The following is a 19,570-nucleotide window of genomic DNA, read 5'->3' as shown; positions in this document are numbered from 1 at the left end:
CTACTGTATATGAGTTCGCATGTTTGTGTTCAGTAGCTAATGCTGAAGTAAATGTGCCACATCGGGATGTAGCGCAGCTTGGTAGCGCACTTCGTTCGGGACGAAGGGGTCGCAGGTTCAAATCCTGTCATCCCGATTGATCTTTGAGATGTATTTCGCACACGGTTGAGGATGGTCGCGTTTGTGGCCATCCTCATGTCTGTTAATGGCATAGCTGTTGTCTTCAGTGCTTTCTTCTTCAGTGCTTTCTATTGTCTTCAGTGCTGTGTTGGTGGAGTGGTTATGATGTGTGGCTATACGTAAAGTGGCTACATTGAAAGACGGCTACCTATACGGCTATGTATGTTATGGCTATGTATGTTACGGCTATGTATGTATTGTGTGTTTCAGATCACTAGGTTGGATCTCAACGCTAGTTAAAGTTAATTTATATTGCTATGGCAGTCCTTTATAACTCGTGAGGTTTCGATATTGTGCCCTCACCCGCAATTCCTTTCCCTTGTTGGGAGAGAGGTTGTGAATTCCGATTCCCATTGGTGGAGATGGAATTGGCTTGCCGAAGGATGGGCAGTTCTTTAGGCACCCGGCTAAATTAGGCTTGCTAGCTCACTTGAGCACGAGAATCTTGAGCACGAGAATATTTTTAATTTACTAAGACTAGAAAAGTTAGGACTAGGAAAGTCACTGGATCATTAGGTATTGTCAGACGTGAACCAACCAGGTGCTAATCCCTATTGTTTTCTGTTTATATTTTCCATGGGAAAGTCATTCCCGATCTTGTTGTCGATCGTTATTAATGTTGCCGTTCCGATCGCTTTTTTAGCACGACAAGCCGATGCAAAGTCTCTGACATCTACATCAACCGATCGACCACGCTATGGTGTATCAGAATTGCTCACAATAGATTCGCCGATCTCATCCCATGACGGCACGATGGAGCACTTGTCTGAGGGCTTGGTTGATTTAGGGGGATCTGTAAAACGGATTGCCTCGGGGGCCGATAATTTCAATCCTCAATTACATCTTGATCCTCCCAAACCCGTTTCGCTCCCACCTAAGCCTGTTCGTTCTTCCAACAATGGGCTGAGTCCTTCTGCCAGTACCCATTCTGCTGTTAGCTCATCCAATCAATCCAGTGGTTCTATTGCTTCGCCTGCTGTCTCTCCAAACAGTCCTGGAGGTTCAGTCTCGCAGCCCAGTTCTCCCAAGAATGCTGCGATCGTGCCTGAAAGTCTCACGACGAATTTTCGGCGCGATCGCGATAACTTTGGCCAAGAAAACCTTTTTCTGGAAACCACACCACAGTTCAAACTGCCCAATGGCGATCTCCTGAACTTAACAACCGGGGTCAATCTCTTCAAAGAGTCCGATCGAGACACACTGATTAATGTGCCTTTGAGAGTTGGGTGGGAAACTCGGATTAACTCAGTGAAGCTCCGTCCTGAAGTTGGGTTGGATTTTTTCGATCGCCTACCGATCGCGCCTAATCTGAAGCTGAATGTTGAAACGCCCATTTCTCCAAGTGCTACCCTGTCTGGGCTGATCAGCTACGGGCCTTACAAATTCAATGCCACCACCCTGGAAAATCAAATTTCAGCCGTTCATCTCAGTCCCAGCCTCTTTTGGCAAGTTGAGAAAGACACCCAGTTTTTTGGGATGTATCGCTTGGGGCAATACAGTGATGGCAATACCGAGCACCAGTTGATTGGGCGTTTGGAACACAGGATTGGTCAATTTTCGATCGCGGCCAATGTGTTTCTCTGGAGTTTTAATAACAATGTAGCGGAAACTAGTGGATATTTCTCTCCCCCGGATTTTTTGGTTTACAACGGAGAATTGGCTTGGGAGGGGAAACCGTTTGATTTTTTACGCTGCCGACTTTCTACGACGTTAGGGGAACAACGGCTAAAGGGCAGTTTTTCCAATGCAAATACCTATGAAGCTCGGTGTACGGCTATCTTAAGTCCACAAATTGAGGCAGATTTAGGCTATGCCTTGAGTAATGTCCAAAATCGTAGTCCCGATACTGAACCTTTTCAAAATCAGTCTTTGAGTGGGCAGTTGCGTGTCAAATTCTAGTGATGATCACTCGGTTCTTCGGGATTTCTTTTCTGGATGAAACCCCTCATGCCAGTGCTTTACAGCTTTCGATTCCCTTCAGTGACTTGTCGAGAAAAGGTTGGATAGAAAAGTGTCTGGTTGGCATATTCTTTCAATGCTGAGGGGTTTTGATTCCTGCATGATTTGGGCATCCTATAGCTAAGAGTGGTAAACGTTTTGTCTAATTGATTCTTGGAAACTTGCTCATGATTTTTGAATATTGATCGACAAAGCTATGAATTCAGATTTTGAACCACCTCCTCGGGGAAGGGTCGCATTTACAATTGTCAGTGGAATTGCAACGGCGATCGCGTTGATTTTTGGCGTTGAAACCCTGGCCACTAAGTTTCCCAATCCAAATATGGTCAAACGGGATACAACCGAATCCTTAGATGGTCAGCCTTCTGATATGTTCAATGCCCATGGGAAACGTTTGGCCCAATTAGACGCTCAATCTGTTCAGTGGGAAGGAATCCCGGTTCCGCCATCTCAACAGGTTCCCGTCAAGCGGCCCGCTGCATCGGTGTCCGCCCAGCCATTAACCCCGATCGAACAGGCGATCGCGCGCCATGCCTGGGAATATTTCCGCAATAACTGGAATGAGGAAACCGGGTTAGTCAATTCTGTGAATAACTTTGCTTCCGTGACCCTGTGGGATCAGGCGGCAGCCTTGGCAGCCCTGGTCAGTGCTAAGGAATTAGGGATTATTGCAACGTCAGAATTCGAGCAAAAACTCGATCGTATGTTGAAAACCCTGGCCAAGCTTCCCCTCCACCGCAAAGAACTCCCCAACAAAGTCTACAACGCCAAAACACTGATCCCGGTTAACTACGGCAAGTTAGATCAGGTAGAAGAAATTGGCTGGTCGGCGATCGACCTCGGTCGTATGGTCATTTGGCTGCAAATTGTCGGGTCACGCTATCCCAAGTTCCAGCCCCAAGTGGCGGCCATTCGTAACCACTGGAATGTTCAACGGCTAACTAAACAGGGCCAAATGTTTGGTACCAGTGTCATCAACGGCAAAGAGCAGTACCACCAAGAGGGACGTTTGGGCTACGAAAACTATGCAGCCTTTGGCTTAAAGCTCTGGGGACTCAACGTTGAAAAAGCCCTAGAAACGCGATCGAATACGGCCTTCGTCAATCTCTACAACCAAGGTGTTCCCTACGACAAACGAGATTACGCCAAATCAGGGGCCAATAACTATGTGTTGAGCGAGCCTTATATTTTGGATGGGATTGAAACGGGGTTCCAGTCCCTGCCCAAAGCCTACGCCGATCGCATCCTTGCTGCCCAAGAAGCCCGCTACCAGGCAACCAACCAACTCACTGCCGTGACCGAAGACAACCTCGATCGGGCCCCCCACTTTGTCTACAACACCCTCTTTGTCAATGGCCAACCTTGGGGTACGATTACCGATACCCGCACCTCACGACCCGATTTGCGTTTTCTCAGTGCCAAAGCGGCGATCGGCTGGCATGTGTTGTACAACACCCCCTATACCGAAAAGCTCTTCCAGTTTGTCCAAACCCGGCTCAAAGCCGACAAAGGCTGGTATAACGGCTTTTATGAAGCTCTCAACAGTCCTAACCGAGCTTTAACCGCCAATAACAATGGCATTATCTTAGAAAGCTTGTTGTACCAACAAGTCGGCCAACCCCTGTTGCAATGGGCAAAGGTACCCTTACCTTAGCAATTGTGCCATGGTCTTTTGACCCAGAGCCTAGAGTTGGTATACCCGAGATCGTTTGCACCGTCGATCGTTCGCCTAATGGTTTTCCCAAGGGTTTAAGTTCCCTAGCAGCTCTAAGTTCCCTAGTAATGTATGACTTGTTTCGAATTTCAAAAAAGCTGTTACATCCCTCTTTCAGCCTCAATCTCGTCATTTTTGGTTATTTTCCCTGGGAAATTCCCCCGTTGAACTCGATGACTACCAACTCAATCTACCTGGGCTTACAAAGGATGGGCTTTTGAACAAGTTGCAATCCTAGCTAAGGGGTGCGTTAGCAGTCTTCCTGCTTCCTGACAGTCTAAGTTATGCAGTTGAATTCTATGACATCAATTAATCGGTATCCTCGATGGATTCGCTGCACAGCAGCTTTCTTAATAGGATTGGTGTTACAAAGCTTGTTAGCAGGAATGACACCATCCCATCTGGTTGCCCAGCCCGCTCCAGCGAACCTGGCCTGCGAACAAATTCGTAACCCGCTCACACCGGAAGAACAGGAGCAGGCAAAGATCGCATGGCAGTATTTCGTGAAGAACTACCAGCCGAGCACGGGCTTCACGAACTCTGTGGGAGGCTATCCGTCCGGTTCCCTCTGGGATATGGGCAATTATTTGATGGCACTGAACTCCGCGCGCTGGCTGAAATTAATTGATCAATCGGAATTTGATGCCAAGCTCAATGCATTCTTAAATGGCATTGGAAAACTCCAATTATTTGAAGGCAGTTTGCCCAATAAGACCTACCATGCGGCCAACGGCCAAATGGTGAATTACAACAATGAACCCACAGATCGGGGGATTGGTTGGTCGGCGTTGGATATTGGCCGGATGCTAGCGGCTTTCCATGTCATCCGCACTTGTCACCCGCAATATAACGATTGGATTAAAGGCGTTCTGGCCCGGTGGCAAATCGATCGATCGGTGCAAGATGGGCAACTCTATGGCGCAATGATTTTGCCAGATGGTAAAACCATGCTGGTGCAGGAGGGGCGTTTGGGCTACGAAGAATATGCAGTGCGGGGCTATCAACTCTGGGGGTATCAAGCCCCTAAGGCGTTAGCGTTCGAGCCGTTTAAGTTAGTGGATATCTACGGGATTAAAATTCCAGTGGATGAACGGGATTTCCAGACGACTAACGCCAATAACTATATTGTCAGCGAATCCTATATTCTCGATGGCATTGAGTTTGGGTTTGACCGTGACATGGCAGACTACGCATCACGGGTCTTTCAAGTCCAGGAACGCCGCTTCCAGCAAACCGGGCAACTGACCGCCGTCACTGAAGACAATATTGATGGCCCTCCCTACTTTCTCTACAACACGGTCTACGCCAATGGCCAAGCTTGGGCCACCATTACCGACACCAACAAGCCCTATCCCCAACTGCGCAGCATTAGTACGAAAGCGGCCTTTGGGTGGCGCTATCTCTATCCTGAAAGCGCGTATGGGCAACAGCTACTGAATGCTGTGAAAATGCTCTACGGGCCAGAGAAGGATGGATTTTACGCGGGTTTGTATGAAGAAACCAAGCAACCCAACAAAGCCTTAACTGGGAATACCAATGGCTTGATTTTAGAAATTCTCTACTACAAAGCTCGTGGGAATCGCCCCCTGATTCCCACGGGTGCCAACAATACGACCGCAATGCCCCCCACGACCACCGCAGCGACGACTTCTCCCGTTTCTTCTAGCCCTCCTGCGACGTTGGCACCTGCTGTGACCCCGGCACCTGCTACGAACGGGACGTCCAGCCCACCGATCGCGGCAACTTCAGAAACCGTTGCGATCGCGAAGCCGATTCCACCCGTGGGAGATCCCCAACCCTCCCAATGTAGCCTGCCCAAAACCCCACTGACAGTGCCCAAACGCCGCTATGCTGAGGCTGCGTGGCGCTACTTTGAAGCCCAAACGGAACCGAGCGGATTGGTCAACGATCGCAGTGACATAAAAGCGGCAACGCTGTGGGGCTTGGGAAATTACATCGTTGCATTACATGCGGCGCGATCGTTTGAACTCATTTCCCCCCAACAGTTTGATCAACGGGTTCGCAATTTACTGGGTACTGTGGCCCAATTGCCGCTGTTCACGGGAGAATTACCCCACCGAGGTTACAATACCCGCACCCTCAAACCCGTAGACTATGGCAATAATCCTACGTCGGATGGGATTGGGTGGTCGGCGATCGATATTGGTCGTTTTCTAACCAGCTTGTCTATCCTGAAAACCTGTCATCCGCAATATGCCGCCGCCGTGGATGCCATTCCCCTAGACTGGTCTTATTTGCGAATTGTGCGGAATGGTGCCCTCTACAGTGCCAAAACTACCCAGCGCAGCAACGGCCAAGCGGCTCCTCGCATCACCCCGGAAACTCGATTGGGGTACGAAGAATATGCCGCGCGAGGATTTCAACTCTGGGGCTTTGATGCCAGCCGATCGGAAATTGGTGATCAATACCAAACCGTGGCAGTGGAGGGGGAAGCCATTCCCCTGGGAAGACTGCGGGGCAAGACTGCGGCGAACGCCGATTCTGTCACGCTGCATAATGCCTTTCTTTTCTACGGGCTGGAATTAGGCTTTGATCCCAAAATGAAGGCTCTAGTCGATCCCATGGTGACCGCTCAGATTAAGCGCTACCAACGGACAGGGCAGCTCACCACCTCCGGGACGGCGTTGATAGAGCGATCGCCCTATATTGTCCATAACACCCTAGTGGGCAAAGGCAATGCTTGGGAAGCCCTAGATGACGCTGGCAAGCCGATTCCCGATCGACGATTAGTCAATACTGCTGCGGCCTTTGCCTACGATGTGCTCTGGCCCCAAACTCCGGCACTGCAAGAATTGCGGACAAGTGTATTAGACCTGTACAGTCCCCTATTGGGCTATTACGAAGGCTTCTACGAGAAAACAGGTAAAGCAGCCCATGCCTTTAGCAGCAGTACCAACAGCCTAATTCTGGCTGCATTGCTGTACCAAGCGACTGGATCAACTCCGTTACTCCAGGGGCCCTTAAATCGTCAAACCCCCTGGTGGAAAGACCAGCCGAAGGAGGATACGGGACGTGGTCTGCCCAGTCACGATACTCTCAATATCCAGTTCCTGCGCAATGGAGCCCAAGCCTATTGGACGACCCAGCGTTAACAGCGCTCGCAGATCCTCGCCCTAGATCTCATCGTTCCTATAACAGTTTTAGTGATCCTCTAGCCCTGATTTATGATGCAAGCCTCCACTGTAGATGCTAGTTTTCCTCGATTCAAAAATCATCTATCGCGCCTGAAACGGAATACCCTGCTGTTTCGCTACTTTGCAATTATCAATTTGATTATTGGCCTATGGTATTTACAATGGCGATTCAATAACTCCATTAATTTCAACTTGCTTTGGCTGTCAATTCCGTTATTGCTGGCGGAAATTTACAGCTACATTAACGGTTCAATGTTCATTTTGGGACTGTGGCGACCGATCGAACGGCAAGTCAAACCGTTAGATCATCTCACACCGGCCTTTTCTGTCAAGGATCTCCCAACGGTTGATGTGTTTATCACTTGCTACAGCGAACCCGTTGAACTGGTTCAAGCGACCCTCGAAGCTGCCTTACAAATTGACTATCCAGCGACGAAGTTACGAGTCTATGTGCTGGATGATGGGAATTCGCCGGATATGAAAGCTATGGTGGAACAACGGTGCGCGGAGGATTTGGCCGCTCCAGAGTTGGTCGCCGCCGCTGAACAGCTGCAAGCGGAACAAACCCACCTCCAAGCTCAACTCGATCGTCTGACCCAACTGGCCCCAGAAGCCCAAGCTGCGGAAGCCTTTCTGGACAATCCTCCCAATGCCGTAGAAACCCAGGAACCCGATCGGCCTTTACAGTTTTTGCAGGTGCTCCACAAATTGTTGACCTTTCAAAAGGGGCAACATTCAAGTATTAGCGAGCAACTCATTGCCGAGGAAAAGCGATTGAAACAGGCGATCGCTCGCCAAAATTACGCCCTATCCAATCTGCCGCGCTGTCTCTACATTGCCCGACCTAAACCGACAGGACGCCCCCACCATGCCAAGGCTGGCAATATTAACTATGCCTTGTTTGCAGGGGGGACGACGGGGGATTTCATCCTCACCCTAGATGCGGATCACATTCCCGATCGCAAGATTGTGAAGCATGTCCTGCCCTATTTCTTCACCTACAACCCCAACTGTGGAAAATATGAGAGCAACCGCATTGCGATCGTGCAAACGCCCCAGGATTTCTACAACTTACCGAAAGGAGATCCGTTTGGGCATCGGGCCCACCTATTTTATGGCCCCATCCAACAGGGCAAAGATGGCTTTAACGCAGCGTTCTACACCGGAACCAACGCGGTTCTACGGCGAGAAGCTTTAGTGAATACTGGCTTGAAATATTTCTCCAAAGCCTATGAAAAAGATGAAAGCCGTTTAGACGAGTTTGATTTTATTGGAGGCGTTTCCAGCATTAGCATTACCGAAGATATGAACACTGCCATGCGGCTCCATGCGGCAGGCTGGCAGTCGATCTATCACAACGAAGTTTTGGCCAAGGGGTTAGCGCCCGATGACCTCAGTTCTACCCTCAAGCAACGGCTGCGTTGGGCCCAGGGTACCATTCAAGTCCTCCTACAGGAAAACCCTTGGACAAAACCCGGCCTGACCTTCTGGCAGCAACTTCAGTATTTCCAGACAATGTACAGTTACTTTTCTGGATTTGCGACATTCATTTTTTTACTGTGTCCGATCGTGTATTTCTTTACAGGAGGAATTCCTGTTGATTCCTATGGCTTAGATTTTGCCTTGCACTTTACTCCCGCATTTATCCTGAACCGGATTACCTTTCTCACGATCGCCTGGGGCGTGCCCGCTAGCGAACTTTGGCGCTCAGAGCAATATGCTGTGGCCCTGTTTCCCCTATTTATCCAAGCCGTGTGGAGTGTCATTACCCATCGCCCCATCAAGTTCCAGGTAACGCCCAAACAACGGCAATCTGGCATTTATCTGAATCTTGTGATGCCACAATTGATTATTTTTGGTTTAACCGCTGGGGGGATTGTGTGGCGAGGGGGACTGTGGCTCTCCGGACAACCGATCGATATTGCGGTGTATGGGTTAAATATCGCTTGGTCAATGTACAACTTAGCTCTGTTATGGGGAATCATTCGCGCTGCTATCTGGCAACCTAAAAAAGCCTGAACCCCGGATAAATCCTGTGATGGATCTTGGGATAGATCCTGTGATTGGCACTGTGATGGGGGCTGTGATCAGGGTCTGTGCCTTGGGTACACTAGGCCAGTTAAGTGATTGCAACCTAGGAGCCTGACCAATGAATCAACAATTCCAATTGAACTGGTAGTCAATTGAATTGATCCTCGATCGTGACGATCAAGCGTGAGCTTTAGGTTTTTTGTTTTCTGGAGGTTATTATTGTGGACTCAACGGTTCAAGTTATTTACCCATTTGGACTGCTAGATAGCATTCAGGGGAATCAACTTCGCCAGAACATCAATCAACTGGTCGATAATGGGCATACCTGTATCTTGGTGGATTGTCGCGATGTTGAACTGATGGATAGTTCCGGGTTGAGTGCCCTTGTGATGGCCTTTCAGAAAGTGCGTTCTGCGGGTGGAACGCTGGGTTTACGGGCTATCAATGACCAAGTGCGAATGCTGTTAGAACTGACGGCAATGGATGGTGTATTTCAGATTTTTCCGAAGGACATTACGCCTCAGGAAGCCACAATGGGCCAATAGTCTAGGGAGAGATTTGACATCAGCATTTTGCTCCTAACCCTTGAGCTGAACCCTTGAGATGGAAATTGCCAAGCTCTCTGACTCATTGCCCACAGATTCATTGCCTACAGATTCATTGCCCACAGACTTATTGCCTACAGATTCATCGCGACCAGTTGCCAATCCCCTCTCACCAACCATGACTGCATCGAATTCGCTAGCAGACGTTAATTCTGAAATGCTGTTTCATGTTGTCTTTGAGCAAGCTGGCGTGGGCATGACGCTGACCAATGTGCATTCAGGCCAATTCCTCAAGGTTAATCCTCAATTCTGTGCACTTGTAGGCTACACGGAGGCAGAATTACTGTCTCGATCGTGGCATGACCTCATTGCGGTAGATGAAATTTCAGCAAGCGAAGAAAACTCATCTCCAACGATCGTGCCTTCTCAGGCTCTTTCCTGCAATCTGACGCAATCGGTAAGTTCTGCGGAGCAATTGTGTCTGCGCAAAGATGGCCAACGACAATGGGTCAATCTCACCCGTTCTTTGATCTGTGATCCTCAGGGCTTGCCACTCTACGACCTTTGTATTGTTGAAAAGCTGCCAGCCAAAAAGTCCATTGAAACACCACTTCAGCTAGCTAATGCAAAGCTGGCCACCTTAATTGAAAATCTGCAAGTGGGGGTTCTCGTTGAAAATGAATTGCGGCAGATTATTCTGGTAAACCAGGCTTTTTGTGACCTCTTTACCCTTCCAGTGTCGCCGTCAGACCTGCTTGGCCAAAACTGTGCAGACCTGGGAAAAGTTACTAGTTGTCATTTCCATGATCCTGAACTGACTTTTCAGACTATCGCAACCATTCTTAGTCAAAGAAAACCTGTTCTTTCCGATGTGGTGCTGTTAGCTGATGGCCGATCGCTAGAGCGATCGTATATTCCTATTTTTGTCGATCGGCAGTATCAAGGCCACTTTTGGATCTATCAAGACATTACGCAAAGGAAACAATCTGAACAAGCCCTGAAGAAACTACTAGAGCAGGAAACTCAACGCAGTGAGGAATTAACGCTCAAAAACTTTGCGTTGGAAAAAGCACGACGGGATGCAGAAGCGGCGAATCAAGCCAAGAGTAATTTTTTGGCGATGGTGAGCCATGAAATTCGGACGCCCATGAATGCCGTCATTGGGATGACGGATCTTTTACTCGATACGACTTTAAATGCTCAGCAACAGGACTTTGTGACTACCATTCGGAATAGTGGTAGTGCTCTGATTGAGATTATTAATGATTTTCTGGATTTTTCTAAAATTGAGTCTGGAGCGTTAGAGTTAGAATCCCAACCGTTTAACCTACAAACTTGTGTTGAAGAAATTCTAGATTTATTAGGTAGTAAAGCCTACGAAAAAGGGGTGGAACTGGCTTACCTAATGAGTCCTAAAGTGCCTCGGCAAGTGATTGGCGATCGTCACCGTTTGCGCCAAATTTTAGTGAATATTCTCAATAATGCGATTAAATTTACCGATGCAGGAGAGGTTGTCGTTTACATTACTGCCCAGCCAGTTCAGAACTTACGATCGCAGTATGAATTGCTATTTATCATCCAAGATACTGGTATTGGTATTCCCCGTGATCGGCGCGATCGATTATTTAAGCCATTCAGCCAAGTAGATGCTTCAACAGCCAACCATTACGGGGGAACCGGATTGGGGCTAGCCATTAGCAAACAACTGTGTAAGTTAATGGGTGGGGATATTTGGGTGGAAAGTAACGGAACTTTCACCGGACAGCAACCCCACTATTTTCAACTACCTCCGCCAGAATTTGAACGATTAGCCAAGCCGGTGGGCATTGCTGGGCTAGCCGAAACGACTCATCAGGGGTCTACGTTCTATTTTACGATCGTTGTTCAAGCAAATGATAGTCAAACGAATCCTGGTCAAAGCAATAATCCTCAAGTAGGTTTTGTGCCAGTCGATTCTGTGCCAGTCGATCGAACGGCTACACAGCACCTTCCCCGCACAGATTTATCGTCTGGGGAAATGTTGAATCTATCAGAATTGGCGGGTAAGCGATTACTGATTATTGAGGGCTCTGCCACCTATCGAGATCTTTTGGTGCAACAAGCTCAATTTTGGCAAATGCAAGCCATGGCTGTTGCTTCTCCCGAGGCGGCTCTTGCGCTTTTGCAGGCGTCAACTCTACAGGATGCAGATTCGCAGTCAGCAGAAACAGTATCGACAGAAAGATTGCCATTAGTAGCATTACCATCAGAAACATTATCAGTGACTTCATTATCAACTGCAACATTATCAGCAGCGACAAATCCATTCCCAAGTTTTGATATTGCCATTCTGGATGCCAAGATGGCTGCTGTAGAGAACGGTCAACTGATTCAAAAAATTCAACAACACAGCCAGTTGCGTAATGTACCCTTAATTTTCTTGAGTCCTCCAGGGCAATCCCAGAAGAACGTTTTAGAACAACAATATGCTTCAATTTGGCTGAGTAAGCCTGTTCGGTGGTCTCAGCTATCTAACGGTTTAATTCAAGCGCTGAACAACAAGCCGATTCCGGACAATTTGAATCGCACCCCCGATCGCATCGCGGCTAACTCAAGCCCAAAAAACACATCTCAAACCGTTCAGAAGCCTCTGCGTGTATTGCTGGCAGAAGATAACCCCGTGAATCAAAAACTAGCCTTTTTGATGTTAAAGCGTTTGGGGCATCAAGCGGATCTGGCGGCCAATGGGCTAGAGGCGTGGGAAGCGGTGAAACGTCAGTCCTACGACATTATTCTGATGGATATCCAAATGCCGATGCTGGATGGTCTAGAAGCGACTCGCCGAATTCGAGCCTGGGAAGCGGAGCAAAGTTGTCAGTGCCCCGATCGGTTAGTGCCGCCTATTCACATTATTGCGATTACAGCCAATGTGCTGGACGGGGCGCGGGAACGATGCTTGGAGGCTGGGATGAATGACTATCTCAGCAAGCCGATTCAACCGGATGATTTCAAAAGGGCGATCGAACGTTGGCAAAAGCAAGCGTGCGATCGTTCGAAGGCAAAACCCCAGTTACAAGCTCCTCAACTGGGACAAGCTCCTCAAGCACAGGAACACGCTGTCTCAGCTCAACTCAAAACGTCTTCTGGTAGTCAGCCTCAGCCGCTGGCTCCATCCGGTTTAGAGGTTACCCCTGCACGGGCGGCTGCAATCAAATCTCCGTCTGACCGCAGCGCAGCGGCTGGATTGATGCTGTCTCCCGACATTCTGGCTGCACCTACCATCAGCGAAGTCGATTTACAGAAGCTCCAGGACATGATCCAGGGAGATCGATCGACCTTGGCTGCGCTTCTAGCGTGTTATTTCACCAATACACCAGAACTCTTACAAACTATTCAACAGGCAATCCAACACCAAGATGCCCAAACCCTGGCAAAATCGGCCCATCAACTGAAATCTAGCAGTGCCTACCTAGGTGCGGTGAAACTGGCTAAACTCTGCGGCGAATTAGAAACCCGTGGTCGGCAACATCAGCTTGACCAAATTGTAGAAATGGGCCAACTGATCCAAAGCGAATATACGCAAGTTCATGCCTACTTTCAGCAGCGATTTGCATCGTATTTAAGCAATGATGATGCCCGATCCTGATTAACAATTTCACGATAACGAGACAGGTACGCTGAGCACAAAGCGATCTCAATAGTTCTTCACGATAACGAGACAGTTGCGTTGGTCATCGATGCGATCGTAGTGGATACGATCGGCAAGTTTCTGCATAATTTGAATGCCTCGACCACCGTATTGTTGCGGATCAATACGATCGGGGAGTGATTGAATTTTTTGGCTGAGATCGAATGCTGTACCCCAATCCCAGATCTTCATGATGATCTGTTGGTGAGCAATGATAATTTCAATATCCACAGGTGTGGTAGTAGGCTGATCACGATGGGCATGACGAATTGCATTGGTCAGTCCTTCCGCTAAAATCGTTTGGCATTGTAGCCAGATATTGTTAGGAATGCTGGGCTGGTAAAGCTGATTAAACCAGGATAAAACTTGAGTTAGAACTGAAACATCGGATCTAACTTGTAATGAGTATGTTTGAGCAACTGAGAATGATTCCATCGTTCACCCTGTCCTAATCCCGCCCACCTGATTTGAATATTGCCAATTTATCTAATACATTGTGCCAATACTGTGTGCTAATCAATCTTGTGTGCTAATACCGCAGCTTTAATAGTTCAGTTCGCGAAACCAATAGGCTAGAAAGTATCAATTAGTAGATTAATGAGGAGATGAATTATAGATTCACTCTCCCTAATTAATCTATCCATCAATATAATAATCAATACAACAGTAAATGTTGAATTTAATTTTCCATTTACAACTTTATGATTCCCATTCTCATCATTGATGATGACCCATTTATTCTAATTCTCCTGAATAAGATTCTTCGGGAGGAGGGCTATGACATTACAACTGCGGCAAGTGGTGAAGAAGGACTGATCCAAGCTAAAACAATTCAGCCTGCTCTGATCATCTGTGACTGGGTGATGACGGGAATTGAGGGGATTGAAGTGTGCCAAACCATTAAGCAAGATCCTCAGCTTGCAGCGGCATTTTTTATTCTGCTGACGAATCGATCGGAAAGCCATGATCTGATTACTGGCTTGGATGCTGGGGCAGACGACTTTCTCTCAAAACCGATCGCGGCAGGTGAACTGAAAGCACGGGTGAGGGCAGGGCTTCGCTTATACCAAGCGAATCAAGCGCTCAAAAGCGCAGCTCAAACACTCCAGCAACAAACTGAAAAACTCGAAAGTGAACTGGCCGAAGCAGCAACCTATGTGCGATCGTTATTGCCAAAAGCTATCACAACGCCAATTTCAATCCAGCACTGCTTTTTACCCTCCCAGCATTTAGGCGGGGACTGTTTTGATTACTATTGGCTAGATGCGGAACACTTGGTTATTTATCTTCTAGATGTGTCTGGCCATGGGTTAGGCGCTGCCTTACCCTCTGTCTTTATTCAAAATCTGCTGCGTTCCCAATCCCTGCCCGACTTAAATTTCTATCAGCCAGCCCAAGTCCTCGCCACGCTTAATAAGTTGTTTCGGATGAGTGAGCAAAATGAGCGGTACTTTACCATTTGGTACGGCCTTTACAATCATTCAACCCAGCAACTGACCTATGCCAGTGCTGGCCATCCCCCAGCCCTTTTGATCGCACCGGATAACGAAGGTCAGCCGCAAGCCCAACTCCTGAAAATGCGCAGCCTCCCGATCGGGGTTTATTCAGATGCTGCATACACTGAAGCAACTGTGTCCATTTCCTCCCACAGCACACTTTACATTTTCAGTGACGGCATCTATGAAGTTCGCCAAAAAGATCAAACCTTTTGGAATTTGACGGAATTTACGACCCTACTAGTCGATTTGACACAACAAAACTTTCAACAAGCTCCAACTACGCCAAGGCTAGATCTAGACCAACTTCTCGAAAAAATTCGTAGTCTCAAGGCCACCGAACTGTTTGAAGATGATTGCTCCATTCTCCAAGTTTGCTTTGCTGCGAATGATCGGCCCTAAACCCCTGCTTTCACCGCCCCTTGAGCTAACCCCAAAAATATTTGGCCCATCCTGTCCCTCGATCGTCGCCGTTTGGGGCCAGCTCCTCGTACAATAGATCCGTTCAAGCAAGCTGTTACGATTCTTAACTCTACCCTTCCTAACCCTTCCACTGCTTAACTATCCCACCCTGGAGCCAGCCCAATGCTACGCCTCGAACGCATCAGCAAAATTTATCCGACCGGAGAAGTTCTCAAGGATGTCAATTGGGAAGTCAAACCCGGCGATCGGGTAGGCTTGGTCGGTGTGAACGGAGCGGGCAAATCCACCCAGTTGAAAATCATCATGGGGGAGATTGAACCGACGGACGGAGTGATTATTCGGCCTAGCAGTCTCCGCATTGCCTATCTGAGTCAGGAATTTGATGTAGACGAAGAACGCACGGTGCGGGATGAGTTGTGGAAAGCCTTTGGGGAAGTCAACCAAGTCCACGAGGCATTGCAGGCAGTCCACCATGCCCTGGAAACAGCTACCCCAGAAGAATTGGATCGCTTGCTGAATAAAATGGACAAGCTGCAACGGCAGTTTGAAGCCATGGATGGCTATGGGTTGGATAGTAAGATTGGTAAAATTCTGCCGGAAATGGGCTTTGAGTTGGAGGATGCCGATCGCCCTGTGAGTGCCTTCAGTGGTGGTTGGCAGATGCGGATGGGGTTGGCAAAGGTGATTCTGCAGGAACCCGATCTGCTGCTACTGGACGAACCGACTAACCATTTGGACTTGGATACGATTGAATGGTTAGAGAATTACCTTAAGGGTTTGAATACCCCCATGGTTATTGTCTCCCACGACCGGGAGTTCCTTGATCGGCTCTGTACCCAAATTGTGGAAACTGAGCGCGGCGTTTCGAGTACCTATCTTGGTAACTATTCCAAATACCTAGAGCAGAAAGCCGAGCAGAAAAGTGCCCAACAGGCTGCCTACGAACGGCAGCAGAAGGAAATTGAAAAGCAACAGGAATTTGTCGATCGTTTCCGGGCCAGTGCCACCCGCAGCACCCAAGCTAAGAGCCGCGAAAAGCAATTAGAAAAAATTGAACTGATCGAAGCGCCGGAATCGGATGTGAGAACCCTACGGTTTAAATTTCCGGAAGCACCGCGCAGTGGCCGGGAAGTGGTGATGATTGAAAACCTCACCCATTTATACGAAGAGAAGTTGCTGTTCCTGGGGGCAGAATTGCTCATTGAACGGGGGGACAAAATTGCGATCGTGGGCCCTAATGGTGCCGGTAAATCGACCCTACTACGCTTGATGACCGGAATGGAAGCTCCGGCGGAAGGCACGGTAAAGCTGGGCGATCACAACGTGATTCCAGGCTATTTTGAACAGAACCAAGCGGAAGCGTTGGATCTTGATAAAACCGTCATGGATACCATCCACGATGAAATGCCCGATTGGACAAATGAAGAAGTCCGAACTCTACTGGGGCGTTTTTTGTTTAGTGGCGATACCGTATTCAAGCGAGTGGAGTCCCTCAGTGGTGGCGAAAAAGCCCGACTCGCTTTGGCAAAAATGTTGCTGCAACCTGTCAATTTGTTGATTTTAGATGAGCCGACGAACCATTTAGATATTCCCGCTAAGGAAATGCTGGAAGGTGCTATTCGAGACTATGACGGTACGGTCATCATCGTCTCCCACGATCGCTACTTTATTTCCCAAACGGCTACCAAGATTGTAGAAATTCGGGATGGGGAGTTTCGGCTGTACCGAGGTGATTACAAATATTATCTCGATAAAATTGCTGAGGAAAAGGAAAAAGCGAGATTGGCTAAGATTGAAGCCGATCGCACGGCTAAGGTTGCAGAGAAACGTCAAAAGCAACAGGAAAAGGACAAAGCACGCAAAGATAAGAAAAAGGCATCCTAGATTTTAATTGGGTAATAGAGAAGGGGGAAGGATTGCCTCTTCAGATTTTGTTGATGATTGTTCTGACAGATAGGAGGCGACGGCTACCCGATCGCGTCCTAGCCGTTTGGCTTGGTAAAGAGCCCCATCTGCAGCCCGCAGGAGCTCGTTAGGAGATTTTCCATGGAGCGGAAAACTGGAAATGCCTAGGGAAACGGTGACAGTTGGACTGGGATAGTCTAGGCTTGCAGTGGGCGGATAGTCTGCCATTGAGGGTTGAAACCCCGTTTTTTGGAGGGGAGGGGAGGGGAAAAACTGAAAGTGTTTAATTTGCTGCCGCAATTTTTCGGCTCGGCAATAGGCCGATTTCAAATCGGTATTCGGCAAAATTAAAATAATTTCTTCCCCTCCATAGCGACAAATTACATCCGTAGAGCGACTATTAGACAGTAGCAATCGGCCCAATTGTTGTAACACGCGATCGCCTGCCTCATGCCCCAATGTGTCATTTAAGCGTTTGAAATAATCAATATCCAGCATAATCAAACTCAATTTCTGCTGGTGCTGTTCGGCTTGTTCCAGTTCCTGATCGAGAACGGTTTGTAAGTAACGTCGGTTAAATAATCCTGTCAAAGGATCGCGAATACTTTGGTGACGCAAATCGCCCCTGAGTTTTAAGTTGGCTAATGCTAGAGCGACATGTTCGGCGACGGTCACTGCCAACTGGTGGGTGGATTCTGAAATTTCCCAGTTGGTTCCCAAGAGTAAAAGTCCAATCGATTGGCCTTGAGTCAACATGGGGATACAAACCCGATGTCTCCAATCCTCCGTGATCATGCAATGTTGGCAACTCCGATCGACCTGCCCTTGATGCCCTTGATGGGCTTGCCCCTGACGAATCGCCCAACAAGCTGCCAGGCTAGTTGTTGAGCAGAGTGGAGGGGCTGGGGTTCCCCAAGTAATAATATGACTAGTGAGGTCATGGGCTTGATCGGCATATTCCGAAGGCAGTTGAGCTCTTATTGCATGGTTGCTATCGTTATTAAAGTCAGATAAGACATCACCAAATAAATACAAACGACCTGATACTTGGGGAAACATCGATGCCAATAATTTGGGCAAAATTCCATAGGCTTCCTCGATCGTCTGACAAGCATGGAGATAATGGCTGAGTTTACCCAACAGTGCAATTTCTTGATTGCGTTGAGCCAGTTCTGCCAACCGATATTGCAACTCTAGATTAGCTGCTTTCAACCGCGATTCTGCACATTGGCGTTCTAGAACTTCTTGCCGCAGCTTTTGATTGGTTTCTATAAGTGCCCTGGTACGTTGACCAAATTCATAACTTAAGGCTTGCTGAACTGTTCTCAAATTGTGTTCAACTCTTTCTCGCCTTTTAATTTCTAAGCATAGTCTTTGATTTGTTGTCTCTAAATCTTGATTATGTTGAACGACAACGTCTTGCAAGACTTGAAGCTGCTGCTTTAAATTGTGAATAATATGTAAACATTCCAGCGGATCATAAAGTTGAATGAGATTGGTTTGAGTCAGGATCCCCTGTAAGTTTTGGTGTTCATCAATAACGACGACTCGACGAATGCAATATTTCTGCATCAATTGTTCAGTAGCTTGAAGAGAACTATTAGGAGAGACATGAATCACGGGGTGACTCATAACGTCAGCCACGATCGTTGCATCGAAGTTTACCCCTTGAATCTGTAACTGAACAATGTCACGTTCCGTAAGGATCCCTTGGGGCAAAACGCAGTCGTTCATTTGAACAGCAACAACAAGAGAACTAATGCGATGTTGCGCCATCCGACTAGCTGCTGCGACTAGTGTTTCTGTTGGAGGTATCCAAATTACTGGCTGGGTCATTAATTCACTCACTCGCCGTTGCCGTAAGTAGTTCACGGGCTGCAGCGATCGTCGAAGTCCTTCTAATGTAATCATCCCTAAAAGTAACCCTTGCTGGTCGACCACGGGAAGATGACGCATTCGAGCTTGCTGAAAATAGGGCAAGACTTGGATAATCGGTGACCCTGGAACCCAGGTCAAGGTTTGGAGGTTAGGGGTCATAACATCCTGCACTTGCAAACTGGAGAGGGTTTCCCCAGCGGCTGACAGCCGGACAATATCACATTCAGTCACGATTCCGAGGGGCCTGCCACGATCGACCACCAGAACGTAACTCGACTGCTGCCCATTAGGTTGAGAAGTTGATTGGTTAGGATAACAGGGCCTTCTTCCTTGCATTTGCCCTAGGGCGTCCACTAAAGATTGGTCTGGAGAAACGATCGTCGGAGATCGATCCATTACAGATTCCAGCACAAACCCGTCGCAGTCCACAAAAGCCATCACTAAACCGCCCCAGATACTTGGTTGCCAGACAAACCTGTTAAAGCTAAATCTGCTTTTAATGCTTCTCTCCAACAACAGCAGAGAGAATCGGATTAATCGCAAATTGGTATAGTAAGATACAGTCTTAATAATGGAGATTTTAAGGGTTAGAATTTAGCGCAGATAGATTGGCTAAA

General features: G+C 48.0%; 10 protein-coding genes and 1 tRNA gene. 9 read left to right on the top strand and 2 right to left on the bottom strand.

From position 1 onward, the window contains the following. Positions 1-62: 62 nt before the first annotated feature. The 7 genes from H6G21_RS06790 (at position 63) to H6G21_RS06760 (ending at position 13,209) form a co-directional block, all read left to right on the top strand. Positions 63-136 (top strand) — tRNA-Pro (locus H6G21_RS06790). Between the two features lie 620 nt (positions 137-756). Continuing rightward, the gene (locus H6G21_RS06785) at positions 757-2,079 is read left to right on the top strand and encodes a hypothetical protein (RefSeq protein WP_190571859.1); all 1,323 of its coding nucleotides are present in this window, start codon (positions 757-759) and stop codon (positions 2,077-2,079) included. A 256-nt stretch (positions 2,080-2,335) separates the two neighbouring features. Beyond that, positions 2,336-3,793: a DUF3131 domain-containing protein gene (locus tag H6G21_RS06780; protein WP_190571858.1), complete on the top strand. Its 1,458-nt coding sequence runs from the start codon at positions 2,336-2,338 to the stop codon at positions 3,791-3,793. Positions 3,794-4,239: 446 nt separating this feature from the next. After that, positions 4,240-6,966, top strand: a complete 2,727-nt coding sequence (locus tag H6G21_RS06775) for a DUF3131 domain-containing protein (protein WP_242041689.1) — start codon at positions 4,240-4,242, stop codon at positions 6,964-6,966. 72 nt (positions 6,967-7,038) lie between these two features. Next, on the top strand, positions 7,039-9,027 hold the full coding sequence (locus H6G21_RS06770; protein ID WP_190571854.1) for a glycosyltransferase family 2 protein: 1,989 nt from the start codon (positions 7,039-7,041) through the stop codon (positions 9,025-9,027). A gap of 233 nt (positions 9,028-9,260) precedes the next feature. Then, positions 9,261-9,584, top strand: a complete 324-nt coding sequence (locus tag H6G21_RS06765) for an anti-sigma factor antagonist (RefSeq protein ID WP_190571852.1) — start codon at positions 9,261-9,263, stop codon at positions 9,582-9,584. 217 nt (positions 9,585-9,801) lie between these two features. Further along, the gene (locus tag H6G21_RS06760; RefSeq protein WP_190571850.1) at positions 9,802-13,209 is read left to right on the top strand and encodes a PAS domain-containing hybrid sensor histidine kinase/response regulator; all 3,408 of its coding nucleotides are present in this window, start codon (positions 9,802-9,804) and stop codon (positions 13,207-13,209) included. 48 nt (positions 13,210-13,257) lie between these two features. On the opposite strand, the gene H6G21_RS06755 is transcribed toward H6G21_RS06760, so the two are convergent. After that, positions 13,258-13,686: an ATP-binding protein gene (locus tag H6G21_RS06755; protein WP_190571848.1), complete on the bottom strand. Its 429-nt coding sequence runs from the start codon at positions 13,684-13,686 to the stop codon at positions 13,258-13,260. A gap of 266 nt (positions 13,687-13,952) precedes the next feature. Between H6G21_RS06755 and H6G21_RS06750 the strand changes: the two genes are divergently transcribed. Continuing rightward, positions 13,953-15,149, top strand: coding sequence for a SpoIIE family protein phosphatase (locus tag H6G21_RS06750; protein WP_190571846.1), 1,197 nt, complete (start codon positions 13,953-13,955; stop codon positions 15,147-15,149). Positions 15,150-15,332: 183 nt separating this feature from the next. Continuing rightward, entirely contained in the window at positions 15,333-17,054 is a 1,722-nt protein-coding gene (locus H6G21_RS06745; RefSeq protein ID WP_190571844.1) for an ABC-F family ATP-binding cassette domain-containing protein, read from the top strand. 3 nt (positions 17,055-17,057) lie between these two features. Here the strand turns inward: H6G21_RS06745 and H6G21_RS06740 are convergent, their stop codons facing one another. Next, positions 17,058-19,349: a diguanylate cyclase gene (locus H6G21_RS06740; RefSeq protein ID WP_190571842.1), complete on the bottom strand. Its 2,292-nt coding sequence runs from the start codon at positions 19,347-19,349 to the stop codon at positions 17,058-17,060. Positions 19,350-19,570: the final 221 nt, after the last annotated feature.

Source organism: Alkalinema sp. FACHB-956 (genome assembly GCF_014697025.1).
GTDB lineage: Bacteria > Cyanobacteriota > Cyanobacteriia > Leptolyngbyales > Leptolyngbyaceae > Alkalinema.
This window is presented reverse-complemented; position numbering and strand designations above follow the sequence as displayed.

What these genes read in the sequence shown, in the direction of transcription:
- H6G21_RS06785 (WP_190571859.1), top strand. Translation starts at nt 757, where the DNA reads ATGGGAAAGTCATTCCCGATCTTGTTGTCGATCGTTATTAATGTTGCC.
- H6G21_RS06780 (WP_190571858.1), top strand. Translation starts at nt 2,336, where the DNA reads ATGAATTCAGATTTTGAACCACCTCCTCGGGGAAGGGTCGCATTTACA.
- H6G21_RS06775 (WP_242041689.1), top strand. Translation starts at nt 4,240, where the DNA reads ATGACACCATCCCATCTGGTTGCCCAGCCCGCTCCAGCGAACCTGGCC.
- H6G21_RS06770 (WP_190571854.1), top strand. Translation starts at nt 7,039, where the DNA reads ATGATGCAAGCCTCCACTGTAGATGCTAGTTTTCCTCGATTCAAAAAT.
- H6G21_RS06760 (WP_190571850.1), top strand. Translation starts at nt 9,802, where the DNA reads ATGCTGTTTCATGTTGTCTTTGAGCAAGCTGGCGTGGGCATGACGCTG.
- H6G21_RS06755 (WP_190571848.1), bottom strand. Translation starts at nt 13,686, where the DNA reads ATGGAATCATTCTCAGTTGCTCAAACATACTCATTACAAGTTAGATCC.
- H6G21_RS06750 (WP_190571846.1), top strand. Translation starts at nt 13,953, where the DNA reads ATGATTCCCATTCTCATCATTGATGATGACCCATTTATTCTAATTCTC.
- H6G21_RS06745 (WP_190571844.1), top strand. Translation starts at nt 15,333, where the DNA reads ATGCTACGCCTCGAACGCATCAGCAAAATTTATCCGACCGGAGAAGTT.
- H6G21_RS06740 (WP_190571842.1), bottom strand. Translation starts at nt 19,349, where the DNA reads ATGGATCGATCTCCGACGATCGTTTCTCCAGACCAATCTTTAGTGGAC.